This is a genomic window from Rhizobium sp. 01N424 (assembly GCF_056399485.1).
The window spans coordinates 914,755-933,320 of sequence record NZ_JBFTRK010000001.1 but is presented as its reverse complement, the minus strand read 5'-3'; the positions used below and the strand labels follow the sequence as shown (position 1 = coordinate 933,320).

Annotated in this window: 21 protein-coding genes; 8 read left to right on the top strand and 13 right to left on the bottom strand. The window is 63.9% G+C overall.

Features of this window, described 5'->3' with window-relative positions; translation table 11 throughout:
- Positions 1-101 precede the first annotated feature (101 nt).
- The gene (locus AC1DNK_RS04780; protein ID WP_477939617.1) at positions 102-2,456 is read right to left on the bottom strand and encodes a putative monovalent cation/H+ antiporter subunit A; all 2,355 of its coding nucleotides are present in this window, start codon (positions 2,454-2,456) and stop codon (positions 102-104) included.
- A 60-nt stretch (positions 2,457-2,516) separates the two neighbouring features.
- Entirely contained in the window at positions 2,517-2,756 is a 240-nt protein-coding gene (locus AC1DNK_RS04775; RefSeq protein WP_477939615.1) for a hypothetical protein, read from the bottom strand.
- 171 nt (positions 2,757-2,927) lie between these two features.
- Here AC1DNK_RS04775 and msrB point away from each other — a divergent pair, with 171 nt between their 5' ends.
- From msrB to AC1DNK_RS04760, 3 genes are all read left to right on the top strand, one after another.
- Complete coding sequence (msrB, locus tag AC1DNK_RS04770; protein ID WP_477939613.1) at positions 2,928-3,338, top strand: peptide-methionine (R)-S-oxide reductase MsrB; 411 nt, start codon at positions 2,928-2,930, stop codon at positions 3,336-3,338.
- An 86-nt stretch (positions 3,339-3,424) separates the two neighbouring features.
- The gene (locus AC1DNK_RS04765; protein ID WP_477939612.1) at positions 3,425-3,667 is read left to right on the top strand and encodes a hypothetical protein; all 243 of its coding nucleotides are present in this window, start codon (positions 3,425-3,427) and stop codon (positions 3,665-3,667) included.
- On the top strand, positions 3,667-4,287 hold the full coding sequence (locus tag AC1DNK_RS04760; RefSeq protein ID WP_477939610.1) for a Shedu anti-phage system protein SduA domain-containing protein: 621 nt from the start codon (positions 3,667-3,669) through the stop codon (positions 4,285-4,287). The genes AC1DNK_RS04765 and AC1DNK_RS04760 overlap by 1 nt, the downstream gene beginning before the upstream one ends.
- A 16-nt stretch (positions 4,288-4,303) precedes the next feature.
- On the opposite strand, the gene AC1DNK_RS04755 is transcribed toward AC1DNK_RS04760, so the two are convergent.
- The gene (locus tag AC1DNK_RS04755; RefSeq protein ID WP_477939608.1) at positions 4,304-4,810 is read right to left on the bottom strand and encodes an N-acetyltransferase family protein; all 507 of its coding nucleotides are present in this window, start codon (positions 4,808-4,810) and stop codon (positions 4,304-4,306) included.
- Between the two features lie 127 nt (positions 4,811-4,937).
- Between AC1DNK_RS04755 and AC1DNK_RS04750 the strand changes: the two genes are divergently transcribed.
- Entirely contained in the window at positions 4,938-5,414 is a 477-nt protein-coding gene (locus AC1DNK_RS04750) for a cytochrome c family protein (RefSeq protein ID WP_477939606.1), read from the top strand.
- Here AC1DNK_RS04750 and trhA read toward each other — a convergent pair whose 3' ends face one another.
- Positions 5,415-6,083, bottom strand: a complete 669-nt coding sequence (gene trhA, locus AC1DNK_RS04745) for a PAQR family membrane homeostasis protein TrhA (RefSeq protein ID WP_477939886.1) — start codon at positions 6,081-6,083, stop codon at positions 5,415-5,417. It abuts the gene before it with no gap.
- Positions 6,084-6,306: 223 nt separating this feature from the next.
- On the opposite strand from trhA, the gene AC1DNK_RS04740 reads away from it, so the two are divergent.
- On the top strand, positions 6,307-7,104 hold the full coding sequence (locus AC1DNK_RS04740) for a polysaccharide deacetylase family protein (RefSeq protein WP_477939604.1): 798 nt from the start codon (positions 6,307-6,309) through the stop codon (positions 7,102-7,104).
- Between the two features lie 57 nt (positions 7,105-7,161).
- Here AC1DNK_RS04740 and AC1DNK_RS04735 read toward each other — a convergent pair whose 3' ends face one another.
- The 4 genes from AC1DNK_RS04735 to AC1DNK_RS04720 form a co-directional block, all read right to left on the bottom strand.
- Positions 7,162-8,454 carry an NAD(P)/FAD-dependent oxidoreductase gene (locus AC1DNK_RS04735; RefSeq protein ID WP_477939884.1) on the bottom strand — a complete coding sequence of 431 codons (1,293 nt, stop codon included), beginning with the start codon at positions 8,452-8,454 and terminating at the stop codon, positions 7,162-7,164.
- A 13-nt stretch (positions 8,455-8,467) separates the two neighbouring features.
- Positions 8,468-9,634 (bottom strand): AI-2E family transporter, encoded by a 1,167-nt coding sequence (locus tag AC1DNK_RS04730; RefSeq protein WP_112389869.1) that lies wholly within the window; start codon positions 9,632-9,634, stop codon positions 8,468-8,470.
- Between the two features lie 185 nt (positions 9,635-9,819).
- Entirely contained in the window at positions 9,820-10,164 is a 345-nt protein-coding gene (locus tag AC1DNK_RS04725; RefSeq protein WP_477939602.1) for a hypothetical protein, read from the bottom strand.
- A complete protein-coding gene (locus AC1DNK_RS04720) occupies positions 10,157-10,417 on the bottom strand; it encodes a hypothetical protein (protein ID WP_477939600.1) in 261 nt (86 codons plus the stop codon). Before AC1DNK_RS04720 ends, AC1DNK_RS04725 begins: the two co-directional genes overlap by 8 nt.
- A gap of 167 nt (positions 10,418-10,584) precedes the next feature.
- Between AC1DNK_RS04720 and AC1DNK_RS04715 the strand changes: the two genes are divergently transcribed.
- Positions 10,585-11,346, top strand: a complete 762-nt coding sequence (locus AC1DNK_RS04715; protein ID WP_477939598.1) for an alpha/beta hydrolase family protein — start codon at positions 10,585-10,587, stop codon at positions 11,344-11,346.
- 5 nt (positions 11,347-11,351) lie between these two features.
- Here AC1DNK_RS04715 and AC1DNK_RS04710 read toward each other — a convergent pair whose 3' ends face one another.
- Together AC1DNK_RS04710 and pdxR are read right to left on the bottom strand one after the other, a co-directional pair.
- On the bottom strand, positions 11,352-11,891 hold the full coding sequence (locus AC1DNK_RS04710) for a P-loop NTPase family protein (RefSeq protein WP_477939597.1): 540 nt from the start codon (positions 11,889-11,891) through the stop codon (positions 11,352-11,354).
- Positions 11,892-12,012: 121 nt separating this feature from the next.
- Positions 12,013-13,524, bottom strand: coding sequence for a MocR-like pyridoxine biosynthesis transcription factor PdxR (gene pdxR / locus AC1DNK_RS04705; protein WP_477939595.1), 1,512 nt, complete (start codon positions 13,522-13,524; stop codon positions 12,013-12,015).
- An 81-nt stretch (positions 13,525-13,605) separates the two neighbouring features.
- Between pdxR and AC1DNK_RS04700 the strand changes: the two genes are divergently transcribed.
- Positions 13,606-14,769 (top strand): MFS transporter, encoded by a 1,164-nt coding sequence (locus tag AC1DNK_RS04700; RefSeq protein WP_477939593.1) that lies wholly within the window; start codon positions 13,606-13,608, stop codon positions 14,767-14,769.
- A gap of 6 nt (positions 14,770-14,775) precedes the next feature.
- Here AC1DNK_RS04700 and AC1DNK_RS04695 read toward each other — a convergent pair whose 3' ends face one another.
- Positions 14,776-15,771, bottom strand: coding sequence for an aldo/keto reductase (locus AC1DNK_RS04695; RefSeq protein ID WP_477939592.1), 996 nt, complete (start codon positions 15,769-15,771; stop codon positions 14,776-14,778).
- Positions 15,772-15,868: 97 nt separating this feature from the next.
- Between AC1DNK_RS04695 and AC1DNK_RS04690 the strand changes: the two genes are divergently transcribed.
- Positions 15,869-16,798 (top strand): AraC family transcriptional regulator, encoded by a 930-nt coding sequence (locus tag AC1DNK_RS04690; protein ID WP_477939590.1) that lies wholly within the window; start codon positions 15,869-15,871, stop codon positions 16,796-16,798.
- A 19-nt stretch (positions 16,799-16,817) separates the two neighbouring features.
- Here AC1DNK_RS04690 and AC1DNK_RS04685 read toward each other — a convergent pair whose 3' ends face one another.
- Positions 16,818-18,158: an NAD(P)/FAD-dependent oxidoreductase gene (locus AC1DNK_RS04685; RefSeq protein WP_477939589.1), complete on the bottom strand. Its 1,341-nt coding sequence runs from the start codon at positions 18,156-18,158 to the stop codon at positions 16,818-16,820.
- 123 nt (positions 18,159-18,281) lie between these two features.
- A complete protein-coding gene (locus AC1DNK_RS04680; protein WP_112389860.1) occupies positions 18,282-18,548 on the bottom strand; it encodes a DUF2277 domain-containing protein in 267 nt (88 codons plus the stop codon).
- Between the last annotated feature and the right edge of the window lie 18 nt (positions 18,549-18,566).

The following is an 18,566-nucleotide window of genomic DNA, read 5'->3' as shown; positions in this document are numbered from 1 at the left end:
GCGATTGATGAAGCTGGGCAGGGCCTTACCGGGTAGCCCCCTCATCCGGCCCTTCGGGCCACCTTCTCCCCGAGGGGAGAAGGGGAAAACTAGCACCACCATCACTTCCCCCTCCCCGGCCGCTTCGGCTGTGGCCGGGCGCCGCCTGCCCGCATGCCGATCAGGGCGATGATCGCCAGGGCGGCGACGGCGACGACGGCGATTTCGCCCAGCGTGTCGGTGCCGCGGAAATCGACGATGATGACGTTCACGACATTGGCGCCGTGGGCGATGGTCTTCGAATAGGTGTTGAAGAAATCGGAGAGCGTTGCATCGAACGGCCCCGCGGTGGCGCGGATAAGCAGCAGCGTCAGCCCCGCACCGCAGGCGAGCGCGATCGCCGCATCGGCAAAACGCTGGCCGGGCGGGCGCCGGTCGGCGGGCGAGAGCCTGAGCCGGGTCATCACCAGCGCCAGGATGACCACACTCAATGTCTCGACCATGAACTGGGTGAAGGCGAGGTCGGGGGCGCCGAACAGCAGGAAGATCAGCGCCACGGAGAGGCCCTGGATGCCGAGCGCGGCAATCGCCGTCAGCCGGTCGCGCGCCACCAGCACGGCGCCGAGCCCCGCTGCAGCAAGAAGGAACACCGCCCATTCATAGAGGCGCACGTCGCGCGGCCAGACGATCGCCTGTGGCCATTCGCCATAGACATAGAGCGGCACCAGCAAGATCGCCGCCAGCAGCACGAAGGTAGTGGTGACGTAGATTTCGAGCTTTCCCGGCTGCAGCAGCCGGGTGACGCGATGCGAGAGGCGCACGAGGCCCGAGATGAAGAGATCGAAATACCAGTCCGGCCCCGGCCCGGCAGCGCGGAAGAAGGCATCCGTCCATCGGCGGCAGCGGTCGAGCTGCCAATAGATGGCGATGCCGAGCGCGATGGTGACCACCGACAAAAGCAGGGGCACGCCGATATGCGGCAGCAGCGAGATGGTGATTTCCACCGGCCGGTGCTCGATCGCCGAGGCCATGGGGATGGAGATGTAGCGATGAACGGCGGGCGCGAAGATGGCCGCGGCAAGGCCGAGCAGCGCCAGAAGCGCCGGGCCGAGCCAGAGCAGCAACGGCGCCTCATGGGCGATCTTCGGCGTGGCAACGGGCGTGCCGATGAACGGCTTGAGGCCGACGGCGAATGCAATCGCAAACATCAGCACATTGCCGAAGATCGCAACCGAGGTGAAGACAATGGAGCGCAGATCGCCGAGCGCCAGGGCGGCATAGATCTCTTCCTTGGCGAGGAAGCCGAAGAAGGGCGGCAGACCGGCCATCGAAATCGCGGCGGCAAGGGCTGCGGCGCAGGTGAGCGGCATGGCCGGTCCGAGACCGCTGAGGCGGGTGACATCGCGGGTGCCGGTCTCGTGATCGAGAATGCCGGCGACCATGAACAGCGCGCCCTTGAACAGCGAATGGGCGACCAGATAGAGCACCGCCGCCTCGATCGCATATTCCGAACCAAAACCGGTGAGCAGCACCAGGAGGCCAAGCGAGGCGACCGTCGTATAGGCGAGCTTCAGCTTCAGATCGGTCTGGCGGATGGCGAGCGCCGATCCGGTGACCAGCGTCATGCCGCCGAAGAACGGCAGCAGGATTTCCCAGGCGGGCGTTTCGCCCAGCAGCGGATGAAGGCGGAGCAGCAGATAGACGCCTGCCTTCACCATGGTTGCCGAGTGCAGGTAGGCAGAAACCGGGGTCGGCGCCTCCATGGCATTCGGCAGCCAGAAGTGAAAGGGAAACTGCGCCGACTTGGTGAAGGCGCCGCCGAGCACGAGGAGCAGCGTTGCCAGATAGAACGGGCTCTGGCGCATCAGATCGCCGGCTTCCATGATCAGCGACAGCTGGGTGACGCCGGTGATGTTCCAGATGAACAGGAGCCCCGCCAGCAGGCAGAGCCCGCCGCCGCCGGTGACGACGAGCGCCTGAAGCGCCGCGCGCCGGGCTGCCTCGCGCTCGTGGTCGAAGCCGATCAACAGGAACGAGGTGATCGAGGTCAGCTCCCAGAAGATGAAGAGCATCAGGAAGCTGTCGGACACGACGAGACCCAGCATCGAGCCCATGAACAGGAAGATGAAGGAAAAGAATCGGCCCTGATCTCTATGGCCCTTCAGGTACCCCCCGGCATAAAGCACGATCAGCGTGCCGATGCCTGTGATCAGCAGCGCGAAGGTGAGCGACAGGCCATCCAGGAACCAGGAGAAGCTCAGATTGTAGCTCGGCACCCAGACATAGCCGCCGGTCGCGACTTCGCCCGCGGCGATCTCCGGCAGGAAGCGGGTGAAATGCAGGAAGGAGAGCAGCGGAAAGAGCGCCAGGGGCCAGGCGGCTTTGGCGCCGAAGATGCGGACGGCAAGCGGTGCGGCGGCAGCGCCGATGAGCGGCAGGCACAAGGCAAGGAATGTCAAAGCCGTGACATCGCCCATGCGCCCTCCCCTTGCCAGAACCCTAGAAAATTCCGGAAAAACCGGGTGCGTCGCCAAGATTTAGGTCAATCGGCGGCGGGCCTCAAGCCTTTTCGGGATGGGTGCACAGGCAAAGCGCGGCCCGGCAGCGGCATGGATCAGCGGCAACAGAAGAACCAGCGGCCAGAACAGGCAGGCAGCCAGCCCGGCGATCCGCCAGGGGCCGAAGCGGTCATGGTTCACCCAGCCCTCCAGCGAGGTGGCGGCCATGCAGAGCGCAGCGGCAGCGGCATAGGCAATGACGAAGATAACGGTCAGCACCTCCAGATCCCCCTGTTGCGCCGTTACCCGACAGAATAGGCGCGGGAGCGGCCAGCCGCAAACCTGCAATAGGGACTAAGCTTTTCAGGCTACCCTTGATCCGGCCCGATTTCCGATCCACATTCCGCAGGTCGAAATTTGTCTTCTCCGGCGCCGAAGGAGCAAGCCCCCATGTCCGACACCGACAGTTTGAAGATCGATAAGACCGACGACGAATGGAAAGCGCAGCTGACGCCGGAGCAATACCGCATCACGCGGCAGCACGGCACCGAACGCGCCTTTACCGGCCCCTACTGGGACCGGTTCGAGACCGGCCTCTACCGCTGCATCTGCTGTAATGAGCCGCTGTTCCGCTCCGACACCAAATTCGACGCCGGATGCGGCTGGCCGAGCTATTTCGAGGCGGTTTCGCCTGAAGCGGTGAGCGAGTATCGCGATACGTCCTATGGCATGGTGCGCACCGAAATCCGCTGTTCCAATTGCGATGCCCATCTCGGCCACGTCTTCCCCGACGGCCCGCCACCGACAGGGCTGCGGTATTGCATCAATGGGCATGCGATGGTGTTCGAGCCGGAGGGGTGATCAGCGGCGGCGGCCGATAAAACATAGTGAAAAGCAGAGATCTTCGTTGTATAAAGATCGGCATGAGTACTGATGGGATTTCAAAAATGAAATTGCAGAAATTTCTGGTCTCTGCGACGGCCGAATTACAGGTCGCGGAATTGTCTCCTAGAGACAGGCTGGCACTTGAATCGCTGATGACTGACGAGCCTGCTCAATCGGATGCAACGAGAACGCCAAAGGGGCATTTCATGTCCCGGCTGTCGTCGGGCAAGCGCGTCCTTTGGGACAAGCCGGCAAACGGACAACCCAAAATCCTCAGCATCGTCGATCCGTCCTACACGAACTAATGAGCCTCTTCAGCGACTTTAAGCTCGACCTGGCGAAGGCGGAGCAGGAGCTCACATCGTTTAGAGCCTGGCTTGCCCAAGAGAGATGGGCGGCAGAGATGAGGATCGTCGCCGAGATCCGTTCCCGGCCCAACATGATTGGGCTGCTTGGGCCGACGGCAGCAATCCCGGCGCCCGACCTGATCCGCTGGGAACTGGAACTGGGTGGTGTTTTCCGCACCGATCTTGTTATCGGCAACAATGCGCACCGGGCATTCGGCCCGATCGAATTCGAAGGCGCGAACGAAACCAGCATCTTCAGCAAGAAGCGCACCGCACAGTACCGATACTGGTCGGCCGAAATCGAACATGGCTTCAGCCAAGTGATCGACTGGGCCTATTTCGAGGCCGACAAACCCGGAGATGCGGCCCTTCATGACAATTTTGGCGGGCCTATCAAGAAGAGCACCTATCTGGTGATCTGCGGACGCGACCATGGCATCGACGGCAAGCTGGAAGATGGACGTTTTAGCTTCCGGCGCCGGTATGTCCAAATTCAGGGCATACAGGCGTCGATCTACACCTACGATCAGATGGCAGCCGGGATGGCCGACAATCTGGAAGCTTGGAAAACCGTCTAATCGGTCTTTTTCGGACTCACTCCGGCACCCGCAACTCCATAAACGTCAAATCCAGCCAGCGGCCGAACTTCTTGCCGACTTCCCTGAAGGTGCCACCGTTGCGGAAGCCGAGCTTTTCGTGGAGGGCGATCGAGGCGGTGTTGTTGGCTTCGATCCCGGCAATCATCACGTGGATGCCGTTTTCGGAGGCGCGCTTGATCAGCGCCTGCATCAACAGCTTGCCGATGCCCGCGCCCTGGTTGTCCTTCTCGACATAGACGGAATGCTCGACGGTGTAGCGGAAACCGTCGAAGGCGCGCCAGTCGCCATAGGAGGCGTAGCCGGCGATCTTGCCGTTGCGTTCGGCGACCAGCACCGGAAAGCCCCTCGCCTTGCGGGCATTGAACCATTCGACGCGGTTTTCGAGATCGACGACCGTCTCGTTCCAGATCGCCGTCGTGTGCTCGACCGCGTGGTTGTAGATGTCGCGGATCGCAGCAAGGTCGGCTTCGGTGGCGTCGCGAAGGGTGACGGCGTCGGTCATATCATGTTCCATTCCGGCGGATATTGCAGGACCGATACGCTGGCATTCCGGGGATGTAAACCCGGAGATTTGCCGCGACTGGGATTGCGGTTTGCGCTAGTCTGCGGCGATCTCTGAGGGAGCCTTCATGCGCCTGTTCTTCGTTCTTCCGCTGCTGCTTGCAGCGGCGCCCGCCCTTGCCGACGGCTGGAAGCCCTATGCCAATCCGCGTTTCGGCTATGTCATCGATCTGCCCGGCGATTTCCGCACGGTCAGCGAGGCCGACAATGGCGATGGCATCACGCTGCAATCGAAGGATGGCAAGGCGACCCTGCTGGTGTTCGGCTCCACCGTGACCGAAGGCACGCTCGGCGAGGATGTCGCCAACCGGAAGCAATCGGAAAAGGACGAGGGCTGGACGATCACCTATGAGAAATCGGCCAAGGACTGGATGAGCTATTCAGGCACCCGCAAGGACCGCATCCTCTATGTGCGGGCGGTCTCGCTCTGCCAGGGCGCCGGCGGCTATTTCACGCTCGAATATCCGAAGGCGCAGGCGAAGCTCTACGACCCGACGGTTGCCCATCTGGTCAAGACGCTTTCGGGCCCGCCGCACTGCCGCTGATCAGAGATTGGAAGCGCTCATGCTAAAGCAGGTGAGCACGGCCGAGTAGTGTACGGCGGCCGCGGCAACGACGAAGCCGTGCCAGATGGCGTTCTGGAAGCGCAGCTTTTCCCAGACATGGAAGATGACGCCCGCCGAATAGATCAGGCCGCCGATGACGATCAGGAGCATCGAGGCGAAGGGAATGCGCGAGGCGACAGGTCCGGCAACCAGCACGCCGCTCCAGCCCATCGCCAGATAGAGCAGGATCGCCAGCCGGTCATAGCGCCCGGGAAAGACGCATTTCAGCACGATCCCGGCGATGGCGACCACCCAGATGCCGATCAGCATGGCAAAGAGCAGCGGATCGTCGGAGCCCTTTTCGAGAAACGGCGTGTAGGTGGCGGCGATCAGCACGAAGATCGACGAGTGATCGAAGCGGCGCAGGAACCATTTGGTGCGCGACACCGGCCAGGCATTGTAGGTGAAGGATATGCCGATGGTCATGACCAGACCGACGCCATAGACCCAGGCGGCAGCCAGCTCGCCATGGCTGCTCCACAGCGTCGCATAGAAGATCAGCACGGTGGCGCCGACCAGCGCCAGCGCCAGCCCGACACCGTGGACGATGCCGTCGGCGATCAATTCGTATTTGTCGTAAGCCCAGCGGATCCCGTTGAACTCGGCCATCATGCACACCCGTTTTTCATCGGCCGCAATGCTCGCATCGAACCGAGAGCGGCGCAACCGACACTAAGGCAGTAGGCGGTAAAACTTCGTGAAGCCGGGGATGGCAGGGCGCGGATTTCCGGCTATAGGCACGGCCGGAAGAGACGAGCGGCAAGAGGCCGCATCGCCGCCTTCTGCCCAAAGGCTTAGAATTCCTTCATCGATATCGTTGAAAACAGTTCCCATGATCCGCATTCTTCTCGCCGCTCCGCTGCTTGCAGCCTGTCTTTCCGTTGCCTTTGCGGCCGAGCTTCCGGCTCTGCCCGCCGCACCTGCCGCCGCCGCCCCCGTGGCGAAACCCAAGGGGCCGAAGCTTGTCGAACCGCAGCTGCATGTGGTGCGCTCAGGGGTTCCCGGGCGTCCGCGGATCGCGCTGACCTTCGATGCCTGCATGGGCAAGGCGGATGACCGGATCATCTCGACGCTGGTTTCCGAACGCATTCCGGCGACGATCTTCGTCACGGCACGCTGGCTTAAGCACAATCCGCAGGCGCTTTCGATCTTCCTGCAGAATCCCGATCTGTTCGAGCTCGAGAACCACGGCCAGAACCATATTCCGGCCGTCGACAAGCCGGCGTTGATCTATGGCATTGCCGCGGCCGGATCTCCTGAGGCGGTGCACCAGGAGGTGCAGGGTGGCGCCGACGCGATGCTGGCAGCAGGCATTGCCGCGCCACACTGGTTCCGCGGCTCCACGGCGAAATACGACCTCTCCGCAATCGCCCAGATCCGCGCCATGGGCTACAAGATCGCCGGCTACTCGGTAAATGGCGACGGCGGCTCGCTGCTGGGAACGGCGATTACTGAAAAGCGGATCAGCTCCGCCAAGGACGGCGACGTGGTGATCTCGCATATCAACCAGCCGACGCATGCCGCCGGTGCCGGGGTCGCCAAGGCGATCGTGGATTTGAAGGCGAAGGGCGTGGAGTTCGTGCGGCTGGAGGATGCCGAGGGACTTGGGGATGACAAGACGACGAATTAGTCGCTGAGGCCTTCCAACGGCGTTGTGCCCTGCAAGCCCCGACCACAACGCCCGCTCCTACCGCAGCACCGTCTCCACCGCACGCTCTCCAGCCCTGACACCCCGGAATCCCGGCCCGTCGCGGTCCAGCGCGTAGTCGTCGAACCAGTCGCGGTGGATGCCCGCTACCATGGCGCCGACCATCTGGGCGGCGAGGAAGGAGAAGGTGATGCCGTTGCCGCCGTAGCCGTAGGCGGCGTAGACATTCGGCATGCGGGGCACCGGGCCGATCAGCGGCAGGCCATCGGCGGTCTCACCGAAGGTGCCGCACCAGGCGGTGGCGATTTCCGCATTGGCCTGCGGCCAGAGCCGCTTCATCTTCTCGCGGATCGCCTGCGCCTTTGCAGCGAGCTTGGCATCACGCCTGTCGGGATCGGTGGTGGCGTCGTCCTCGCCGCCGGCGACGATACGGTGGTCCGCCGTGGTGCGCATGTAGAGATAGGGGTCGGCATCCTCCCAGATCAGCGTTTCTCCACGCCAGAGGGTTGCCGGATCCTGCGGCACGGTGGAGATCGCAAAGCTGGAGGTGGAGCGATGCAGCTTCGGCATGTCGATGCCAGGCATCGTATAACCCGTCGCCAGCACCGCGGTATCGGCCTCGATGACGAAGGGGCCGTCGAGCTCGGCCGTCACCTTGCCGCCTTCGCTATGCAGCCGCTCCACGGTGCCCTTCACCAGCATGGCGCCGCGGGCGATGGCGATATCGAGGAGGCTCCAGGCCAGCAGCAGCGGGTCGGCCTCGGCGGAGCCCGGTGACAAGATCGCCCCATCGCGGTCGAGTTCGAACTGGGTCAGGAGATCGCAATGTTCCAGATAGACGCCCGGCAGACCGGCGCGGCGGCGCAGCTGGCGCTCCTCGTAGAGATCGCGGGCGCTCTCATGGTTCTGCGCCAGAAACAGCGTCTGCCTCGGCTGGAACTGGCAGGGTAGCGCATGGGTGGCGACGAGCTTGGCAAGGCCGGAGACGGCAGCGGCGCTGCGGCGGTACATGCCAGCGGCCCGCTCGAAACCGTAATAGTGCTCGAGTTCCGAAAGCGTGCTGTCGATTTCCCATTGCAGCATGGCGGTACTTGCCGCCGTGGAGCCTAGGCCTGGCTCTTCCTTGTCGATGACGACGACCGACAGGCCGCGGGCCGTCAGATGCTCGGCCGCCAGCGCGCCGGTGATGCCGCCGCCGATGACCAGCGCATCGGCTTTGAAACTCTGTGTCAGCGGCTCAAAGGCCGGGCGGCGCCCGCCCCTGCCCCACGGGCTGCGGCCGCTGCGCAGATCGTCCTGGCTTGCAGGGTCGAATTCGATGCCGTTTGCCATCATCGTCTCCCCTTCACTTCGGCAGCTGCGGCGTGACGCGCTCTTCGATGAACAGTTCATCGACGATGGTCATGACGATCAGCGACAGCGGCAGCGCCAGCATGGCGCCGACCGCTCCCCACATCCAGGTCCAGAAGATGATGGCGAGGAAGACGACGAAGGGATTGATCTCGAGGCGGCGGCCCATGACCGCCGGGAAGATCAGATTTTCCATCAACAGGTGGACGATGAAGAAGGCGGCCGCCGGCAGCAGCGCGAACAGCATGCTGTCATGGGTCAGGATACCAGCAACGGCGATGGCGAAGGTCATCATGGTTATGCCGAGATAGGGAATGAAGCTGGAGAGGAAGGCGAAGAAGCCCCAGAGGATGGGGACCGACAGCCCGCCCGCCCAGGCGATCACCGTCATGATAACCCCGAGGCCGGCATAGATGATGGCGGCGGTGGCGAAATAGAAGCCGAGCACCTGCTCGACCGAGCTGATGACGCGGATGGCCGCCAAGCGCTGCGGCCGGCTGCGAAAGGTCATGATGATCGTCTTGCGCAGGTTGACGCGGCCGACGAGGAAGAGCAGCAGCGCGGCGAAGAAGATCAGCCCCTGCACCAGCGCGGGCGTCAGGTTCGCGGTGACGACATGCAGGACGTTTCCGGTGTTTTCGAGCAGCTTGTCGGCCGACATCGGGCCGCTCTGGAAGGTCTCGGGCGTGATATGCAGCCAGCGGACTTTCTCGAGATAGGGCATCAGCCTGTCGATGGTCTTCTCGACGAAGGCGGGCCCTTCGTTCATCAGGGTGCCGACCGGCCCGGCCAGTGCATTGGCGACCAGGAAGATGACAAGCGCCACCGCACTCGACAGGATCACCGCATTGGTGATGCGGGGCACGCCGAGCTTGCTCAGCTTTTCGGCCAGCATGCCGAGGATCATGCCGACGACAATGGCGAGCGTCAGCGGGATCAGGATCAGCGACATCTGGTAGACGGCGGCAAGCCCGAGAATGCCGAAGATGCCGATGATCGCCCAGGCCATGCTGACATCGAGACCATCCTTCTCGACGCGGCGCACCGGCGCCTGCTGCATCTCTTCGGTCGCGGCCGAAAGCTTTTCGGCCCAGGCGCTGGTGCGCCGCTCGCCGATGGCGATCTTCTTCGCATGCTTCTTGATGCCGTTGGCGATGCCCATATCCCATGTTCCCCGAAAGCCCAGCGCTTCGCGACGACAACGCGGATTGGGGGATTCGGTTCCTTGGGGGAGAAGGGTGGGTGCGCGGGTGTGGCTGAGCGGACACGCTAACGGGGCTCTGCGCCCACGGCGGGGAGCAAACGCCAACCTTGCGGGCACCGCCGCGGCCTTCGAGAAACCCGATCTTATGGGAACAGAATGGCTTTGATTGCAGCCCAATTGTTGACCAGCGCGATTGCCGCGACAAAGACAGCGAGCAGCGAAGCGAGCTTTGCGGTCGTCGGCAGACTATCCACGCGGCCTCTCAATTGCCCGAACTCATATGCGGACGGAAGACTGTCGATCTTGCCCTTGATCTCCGCAGACGATTTCAGCAGAGATTTGAGGTCACCCTTCATCTCCGTCATGTCGCCTTCAAGCCGTGTTACGCGAGCTTCCATGCCGTCAAATGTGCCATCGCCGCCGCCGGACTTCAAGCCTGACGGATGATGATGAGCGATTTCGGCGTTCAGACGGATAATATCAGCCATTGACCTCGCTCCATTTGCTGATGGTGTGGCGATAGAAGAGTTTTATGTATCCGCAGTTCTTGCACAGCAAAGCCGCAACAGCCGTCGCCTGATCGCCGCCGCCGAAGGGAATGAACAGCTTCTCGATCGGGGCATCCGGCATATCGCCATTGGCGGCGGTGCTCCAAGAATTGATGCCACATTCCGGACATGGCTTCTCGGGAGCCTTGGCTCTCAGAAATCTGTTGAATTGTAGATTGGTGATCTCTTCCATACGCCCCATCCTTAGCGTTAAAGTTGCAGAAAGAATCGCGCAAGTCGAGTCTGAAAGTTTGGCAATATCGGCAGCACCATCGCCTCGCCTGTCATGTTGCCGATGCGCTGACAGCGATATTTCCTGAAGAAGAAATTTTGAACGTATCTGGCAGGACAGGTGAAGGGATGGCGGCGGTAGAGCGGCATGTGATCGATCGCGGCGACGGCGCCTCCGTCGAGCTTTTCCAGGCGGGAAGAACGGGTGGCGCGCCGATGGGAGCCATCCTTTTCGTCCACGGCAATCAGGGCGGAATGCTGCTGGGGGCCAAGGAGGCTGCCGACAACGGAACGCTGCTGCGATTCTCCTCACGCCTGAACGTGACGGCGGCGTCCGTATCGCAGCCGGGTTTCGGCGCATCGGACGGACCGGCGGATTTCTGCGGACCGGCCACCCAGCGGGCGATTATCGCCGCCCTCGACTTCCTCAAGGCGCAACCGACCGTCGATCCGGCCCGCATCGTCCTCTATGGCAACAGCCGCGGCGCTGTTGCGTCAGCGATGGTCGCCGCGCAGGTGGCCGACCTGAGGGCGCTCATCCTGTCGGGCGGCGTCTACGATCTCAAAGAAGCCTACCAAAACAGCGCTCCGGGCCTGCAGCAGGCGATCATCCGGGAGGCTGGCACTTCGGACGAGGCATTCCTGGAGCGCTCCGCGCTTTATCACGCACACGCGATTCATGCGGAAACATTGCTTCTGCATGGCCAATACGACGACCGGGCGCCGATCGAGCAGGCCGAGACGTTCGCGGCCGCGCTTTCGCAGGCGCGGGTGCCCGTGGCGCTGCACCGGTTCGAATGTGGGCATCAGATCCCCCGCGAACAGCTGACCCCGGTTCTCCGGGATTTTCTGACGAGTGTACTTGCCCCTGCCGCTGCGACATACCACTGAGCGGCCTAGCGGCGCGGGGGCAGATCCCACTGGCGGTAAAGATCACTAAGCGCTCCGGCGGTGCGGCATTCGATCACCGGCAGGCTCGATGTCTCGAGCATTCTTGAATATCGCGCGCCGCTATCGCGGGTCTTGACCAGAATCCAATGAACCATTTCCCATTTGAGGCTGTCCTTCGCGCCTTCAAGATGGCCAGCGCGCCCGGCGCGATTGACAAGCGTGCGCCTGAGGTAGCGGGCGAAGCGGCGCCAGTGGTTCGAGGTGATCAGGATGGCGCCGGTGGCGCGTGCAAAGCGCTGCGGCATGAGGCGCGTATAATTGCCCTCCATGATCCAGCGCTCCCCAAGAATTGCCGCATCGTGCAGCGCGGCGAATTCCGGCTCCGGGCGCGGCTGCCAATCGGTGTTCGGTAGATGATGAAGCTGGTCGAGGTGAATGGCGGGGATGCCGAGTTTTGCTGACAGGGCAACCGCCAGAGTTGATTTTCCCGCGTTGGAGGGGCCGAGCACAACGATGCGCTCGCCAAGAGAATGCAAGGGCAGCATGAAAACACCGGTTGAACTTTGAGGTGCTCTTCACTCGCCCGGAGCGCTGTGCCTTGTCAACGCGAAAGAGAGTTGACGCCTTGCTGTCGAGCCCGGCTGCCAACGCGAAATGCTGCTAATTTTACCCCGTCACCCTCTCCAACACCCTCCCCAGCCTGCCCACCGCCATATCCGCCTCCTCCGCCGTCAGCCCCGAAAAGCCCAGCAGCAGCCGCGGTTCCGGCGAGGCGGAGATGTGCATCGGCGAAACGGGGATGACGACCACGCCACCCTTCAGGGCGGCCTCGGCCAGCGCGCGGTCATCGCGCCATGTGCCGGTGCTGGAGACGGTGAAGTGGATGCCCTGTTCGGGGACCGGGGCGATCAGGTGGTCGGAGAGCCGCGCCTTCAGCAGGAACGCGAGATTGTCGCGGGCGGCGCGGTGGCTTTCGCGCAGGCGGCGCAGATGCGCCGGGAAATAGCCCTCGTTGAGGAAATCGGCGACGACCAGCTGGTGGAGCGGCGCGGGGAAGCGGTCGATGATCGGGCGGACGGCCCGGAAGGCGGCGACGAGATCGCCCGGCACGATCAGATAGCCGACGCGGAAGCCCGGCAGCAGCGCCTTGCTGAAGGTGCCGGCGTAGATCACCCGGCGCGTCGCATCGAGGCCCTGCAGCGAGGCGATCGGGTGGCCGTCATAGCGGAATTCGCTGTCGTAGTCGTCCTCGATGATCCAGCTGCCGCGAGCCTGGGCGAAGGCCAGCAATTCCAGCCGCCTCGCCAGCGGCAGGGCCGAGCCCGAGGGATATTGATGCGACGGGGTGACGTAGATCGCCGCCGGCGGCGGGCCATCGTAAAGGGATAGCTCACCGGTGATCACGCCCTCGCCATCGACGGGCATGCCTGAGATCGCCGCACCGTTCAACAGGAAAGCAAGCCTTGCCGGCGGATAGCAGGGATCCTCGATCATCACGGTCTCGCCGGGCGAGACGAGTACGCGGATGGCGAAATCCAGCGCCTGCTGGGTGCCTGAGGTGATGAAGATCTGGCCGGGGTGGCAGCGCACGCCGCGCGAGGCGGTGAGATGGGCCGACACCGCCTGTCGCAACGAAAGCTCGCCCTGCGGATCGCGGTAGCGGTCGGTGGAATAGTCGATATGGCGATGGGCGAGCCGCTTCAGCAGACCGGCAGTGCGCGCGTCGTGGATCACCCGGCCGGTGGCGAAGGCGACCTGGGCGGGCGGCGCCAGATCGGTGCGCATCGCCATCCGCGCGGCGGTGGAGATGCCGCGCCGGGCGCTGTTATCGGCCATCTCGCGGGCGCGGCCGCTGCCTGAGGGCATCGGCGGCAGGCCAGAGGCGACATAGGTGCCGGAGCCATGCCGCCCCTCGGCATAGCCTTCGGCGATCAGCATCTCATAGGCCTCGGCGATCAGCCCGCGCGACAGCGACCATTCCAAGGATGCGGTCCGCGTCGAGGGCAGCCGGTGGTCCGGTTGAAGCGTGCCCGCGACGATGGCATCGCGCAGCTGCAGGTAAAGCTGGCGGACTGCCGGAACCGGCGAGGACGCATCGATATCGGGCAGGAAACCGGCCGCGGCACTTTCGCGGCGGAGTGTGCGGGCGCTGGTCTGGCGGGGCGAAGTGGCTTGCATGGCTGACTCAAAGTGGCTCTGGATATGTTTGCCATTATTCCTTTTTATCGGACCACTTTCAACCACTGTCCGGACATGCCGATGCGCCCTTCCGCCGCCCCTTTTCTCTTCACCGGCACCATGCTTGCTGCGGCAGGCTATGGCGCCACCTTCCTGTTTTCGGCCTACTACCGCGCCCATGGCGGCAGCGATGTCGATACCGGGCTGACGCTGGGTGCGGCGATGGCCGGCACTTTTACCGGCGTGCCGCTGGTCGGCTGGCTGTCGGGGCGGATCGATGCCGCGCGGATGAGCGCGATTGCCACCTGCTCCGTCGCCTTCGGCTTCCTGCTGCTCGCCTTTGCGGCGGGCGGCGGTCTTGGTCTGCCACTGGTCTCAGGCTTCTTCATCGGGCTTGGCTGGGGAATGTTTTATATCGGCGCGCCGATGGCACTATCCGAGCGGGTCACGGATGCCGATCGCGGCTTCTGGTTTACCCGCTTCGGCGCCTTCCAGATGGCCGGCATCGGCGGCGGCCCGGTCATTCTCAATCTCATGCTGCGGCAGGTCGGGCTCTCGGTCGAGGCGACCTTCATGCTGGTGGGTGCTGCCTGCCTTGCGGCTTCCGTGCTGCTCTGGGTCTTCGGCTCGATGGCGCCGGGCGGGCCGCGAACAGCGGGACTTCGCCCTTGGGTACGCGATATCGGCGTGATCGGCCGCAGCGCTTCCGTCCGGCCGATCCTGATGGTGGCGCTCGGTGCCTGCGTCTTTTCCGGTCTGCTGACCTTCCAGTCGTCGCTGGTGGAAGGAACCTCCGCCGATGCGGCAACCTTCTTTGCCGTCTACGCCGTCACCGTGGTTGCCGCCCGGCTGCTGCTTGCCCGCTTGCTGGCGGCGCTGCCGCAGGCGCAGCTTGCAACGGCGCTGCTGACCTCGATGTGCCTCGGCGTCGTCGCCATGTTCGGCACCGGCATCCACCCGGCCTTCCAGATTCTCTCAGCCATCCTCACCGGCATCGGCTATGGCCTGGTCTATTCGGTGATCCAGACCTGGGCGGTGAACAACACCGAACCGCGCTACCGCCATGCGGCGCTCACCTGGTTCGTGATGTCCTATTTCACCGGCATCTTCGGCTTCCCTGTCATCGGCGGCTGGGTGCTCGTCAATCTCGGACGCGACGTCTTCCTCGGCATCCTGCTTGCCGCTGCGATCGCCGAACTGGCGATCGCAGCAAGCATCGGCCTCAGAAAGGTTCAGGCCGCGTGAGCGCGCTTACCGATCGACCGTCGCCATGATCCACGAGGCGTAGCGCTCGCCGGAGACCTTTTCCGGCGCGAGTGCAGCGTCGAGGCTTGCGAGGTCTGCTGCGCTGAGGGCAATGGCGGCGGCGCCGACATTTTCCTCCAGATAGCTCTGGCGCTTGGTGCCGGGGATCGGCACGACGTCGTCGCCCTGGTGCAGCAGCCAGGCGAGCGCGATCTGGCCGGGCGTCGCATTGTGATCGCGGGCGACGGCATGGACGATCTCGGCGGCCTTGACGTTCTCGTCGAAGTTGGCGCCCTGATAGCGCGGGTCGTTGCGGCGGTGGTCATTCTCCGGATATTCCTCGGCGCGCATCACCTTGCCGGTGAGGAAGCCGCGGCCGAGCGGCGAGAAAGGCACGAGGCCGATGCCGAGTTCGCGCAGCACCGGGATGATCTCCGGCTCCAGATTGCGCTCCCAAAGCGAGTATTCGCTCTGCAGCGCGGAAACCGGGAACACCGCATGCGCCTTGCGGATATTGGCGATACCGGCTTCCGACAGGCCGAAATACTTGACCTTGCCTTCCTTCACCAGCTCGCCGACGGTCCCTGCCACATCTTCCATCGGCACGCTGCGGTCGACACGGTGCTGGTAGAGGAGATCGATATAGTCAGTCTGCAGCCGCTTCAGCGATCCCTCGACCGCCTTGCGGATGTCTTCCGGACGGCTGGTGGTTTCCGCGCCCCGCTGCTTGCCCTCGACGATCTTGAAGCCGAACTTGGTGCCGATCGTCACCTCGCTGCGGCGGCCCTTGAAGGCGCGGCCGAGCAGGTCTTCATTGGTGTGCGGACCATAGACTTCGGCGGTGTCGAAAAAGGTGCAGCCGAGGTCGATCGAGCGGTGCAGCGTGCGGATCGCCTCGTCTTGATCGGCCGGTCCATAGGACTGGCTCATCGGCATGCAGCCGAGGCCGATTGCCGAGACTTCGAGGCCCTGAGTGCCGAGTTTACGTGTCTTGAGGCTCATGATGCATTCTCCATTCGTGATTACCTCCGGAGACTGCGCCCGGCGCGCCGAATTTCAAATACTTGTAAATTCCGATTACATGCGCCAAAATTCGGAAATGTCGCACGATCCCTTTTCCGACCTCCTCACCCTCACCAATGCCCAGTCCGTGATATCAGGCGGCTTCACCATCGGCGGCGAGTGGTCGCTGCAGTTCCGGCCGCAGCAGATCAAGTTCTACGCGGTGCTGAAGGGAAGCTGCTGGCTGGATGTCGAGGGCGGCGCCGGGCCAGTGCGGCTGGAAGCGGGCGACACGTTCCTGGTCACCACCCGCGACTTCGTGCTCAGCACCGATCTGTCTCTGCCCCCTGTCGAGGCCAAGCCGCTGTTTGCCACCTATATCGGCCGGGTCAAGCATATTGGCGACGTCAAGGAAGTGGAGATCGTCGGCGGCCATGCCGGTCTCGATCCGGAACGCGGCGCGCTTTTGACCGATGTCATGCCGCCCTTCATCCATGCGAAAGCCGGATCGCCGCAGGCAGCCGTGCTGCAATGGGTGGTGGCGCAGATCGTCTCGGAGCAGACCGCCGATCTGCCGGGCGGCTCGGTCGCCTCCGCGCAGCTGGCACAGCTGATGTTCGTGCAGCTGCTCCGCGCCCATCTGGATGACGGTGGCCCGCTGGCCTCGGGCCTTCTGCGCGCCGTCAGCGACCGCCGCATCGCCCCGGCCGTGCGGCTGATGCATGCCGAGCCCGGCCGCGCGTGGCAGCTGGAAGAGCTTGCCGCGGCCGCTGCCATGTCGCGCACCACCTTCGCCGTCTATTTCAAGCAGGTGGCCGGCATCGCGCCGCTCGCCTATCTCACCGAATGGCGCATGCGCCTCGCCGAACGCTCACTCAGGGAAGACGACGTGCAGGTGGCAACACTTGCCCGCTCGCTCGGCTACACCTCGGAAAGCGCCTTCTCCAACGCCTTCAAGCGCGTGACCGGCCGGGCGCCGAAGTTTTACCGCAACGACACGCGGGCGATGGCGGTGGCGGCGGAATAGGCGCGCAAGGCGCGCGGCCTCAGATCGCCGGTCCCAGCCGGATCGGGCTGCCGTCGGAGAAGCGTGACAGGCGGAAGCGGTTGAGGCTGTGGCCCGTCGCGTTGCCCTGGATCAGGTCCGACATGACGCGCCCGATGCCCGGGCCGATGCCGAAGCCGTGGCCGCTCATGCCGGTGGCGACGAAGAGACCGGCGATGGCGCTGACGCGGTCGACGATCGGGACGACGTCAGGCATGGCGTCTATCATGCCTGCCCATGCGGTTTTCAGGCGCAATTCTCCAAGCTGCGGGAAGAGGTTTTCGAAGCCGCGCCTGATCGAGGCCAAATCGGATTGACCGGGCGCCGGGTTGAGGACGCGCATGCGCTCGAATGGGCTGGTGGTCTCGGGCGTCCAATCACGCGGCGTCGACCAGCTGTCGGGGAAACCGGAGGGTGCTGCCGGGAGATAGCGGGTGCCGAGGGGATGGTCGATCAGCGCCGGGAGATATTTGGTGGCGTTGCGGAAGGCGTCGGGGCCGACAAACAGCAGATTGCTGCCGCCCGGGGCCAGCGTATAGCCGCCATCCTGCCTGCGGCGGAAGGCGATGTCCTTTTCGATGGCGGCACCGGCGTGGAATTCCGGCAAGGGTTCGGTTGCGGCAACCGTGGCGCGGACGCTGAGCTGGGGGATGGAGACGCCGTGCTTGCGAAGAAACAGCGACGACCAGGCACCGCCGGCCATCAGCACGTTCGTCGTCGCGATCTTGCCGCCTTCGGTCCAGACGCCCGCAACCCGGCCGGCGGCGATATCGAGCGCGCGAACCGCGCAATTCTCGATGATCCTGACACCCTTGCGGGCGGCCAGACGCGCCAGCGCAGGCACCGCAAGCCAGGGCTCGGCGCGCATATCCGATGGCGTCGTCATAGCTCCGGCATAGGTGCGCGCCATGCCGCCGATCCTGGCCGCGACCTCTGCGCCATCGAGAAGGCGGGTATCGAGATCGTGGGCGGCGGCGAGCTGCATGAACCGCGCAAATTTCGCCATGTCCTTGTCGGTGCGGGCCAGATAGGTGACGCCGGTCTGGCGGAGGCCGATATCCTCGCCGCATTCTTCCGCCAGCTGCTGCCAGAGACGGCAGGCTTCCATGACGATCGGCAACTCGTCGGCATCGCGCCCCTGCTTGCGGATCCAGCCCCAGTTGCGCGACGATTGCTCTCCGGCGACGCGCCCCTTTTCCAGAAGCGTCACCTGGATATTGCGCGCGGCGAGGAAAAGCGCCGTCGAAACGCCGATCACCCCGCCACCGACGATGACCACCTCCGAGCTTTCAGGCACGGGGCTCGCATGGCGGATCGGGTCGGCTTCTGAAAAGGGAAACATGAGGGAGGGTCTTGCTGCATGAGGAACGTCAACCGATCCCTAGCGTTGCGTTAGCATGTGTTCAAGCATGGTTATGCTGCAGCAAGCCAGCGCCTGGAACGATCTTTCCAGAGCGGCAGTTCCTCAGGCAAACCTGAGCGCCGAGCGGGCCTTCGCCTTGGCCGCTTCTTCCTCGCGGTCGCGGGGCGGCTGCGAGGTCTCCAGCGACGTCAGCAATTCCGCCGCACATTTGGCGATCGCCAGGACCGCGTGATCGAAGGCGGCCTCGTTGCGTTTGGAAGGTTTGTTGGTGCCGCTCAGCTTGCGCACGAACTGCAGCGCCGCATCATGGATTTCCGCCTCCGTTGCCGGCGGGTCGAAGTTGAACAGGGGTTTGATATTGCGGCACATGGGTCGCTTCCTCCTCGG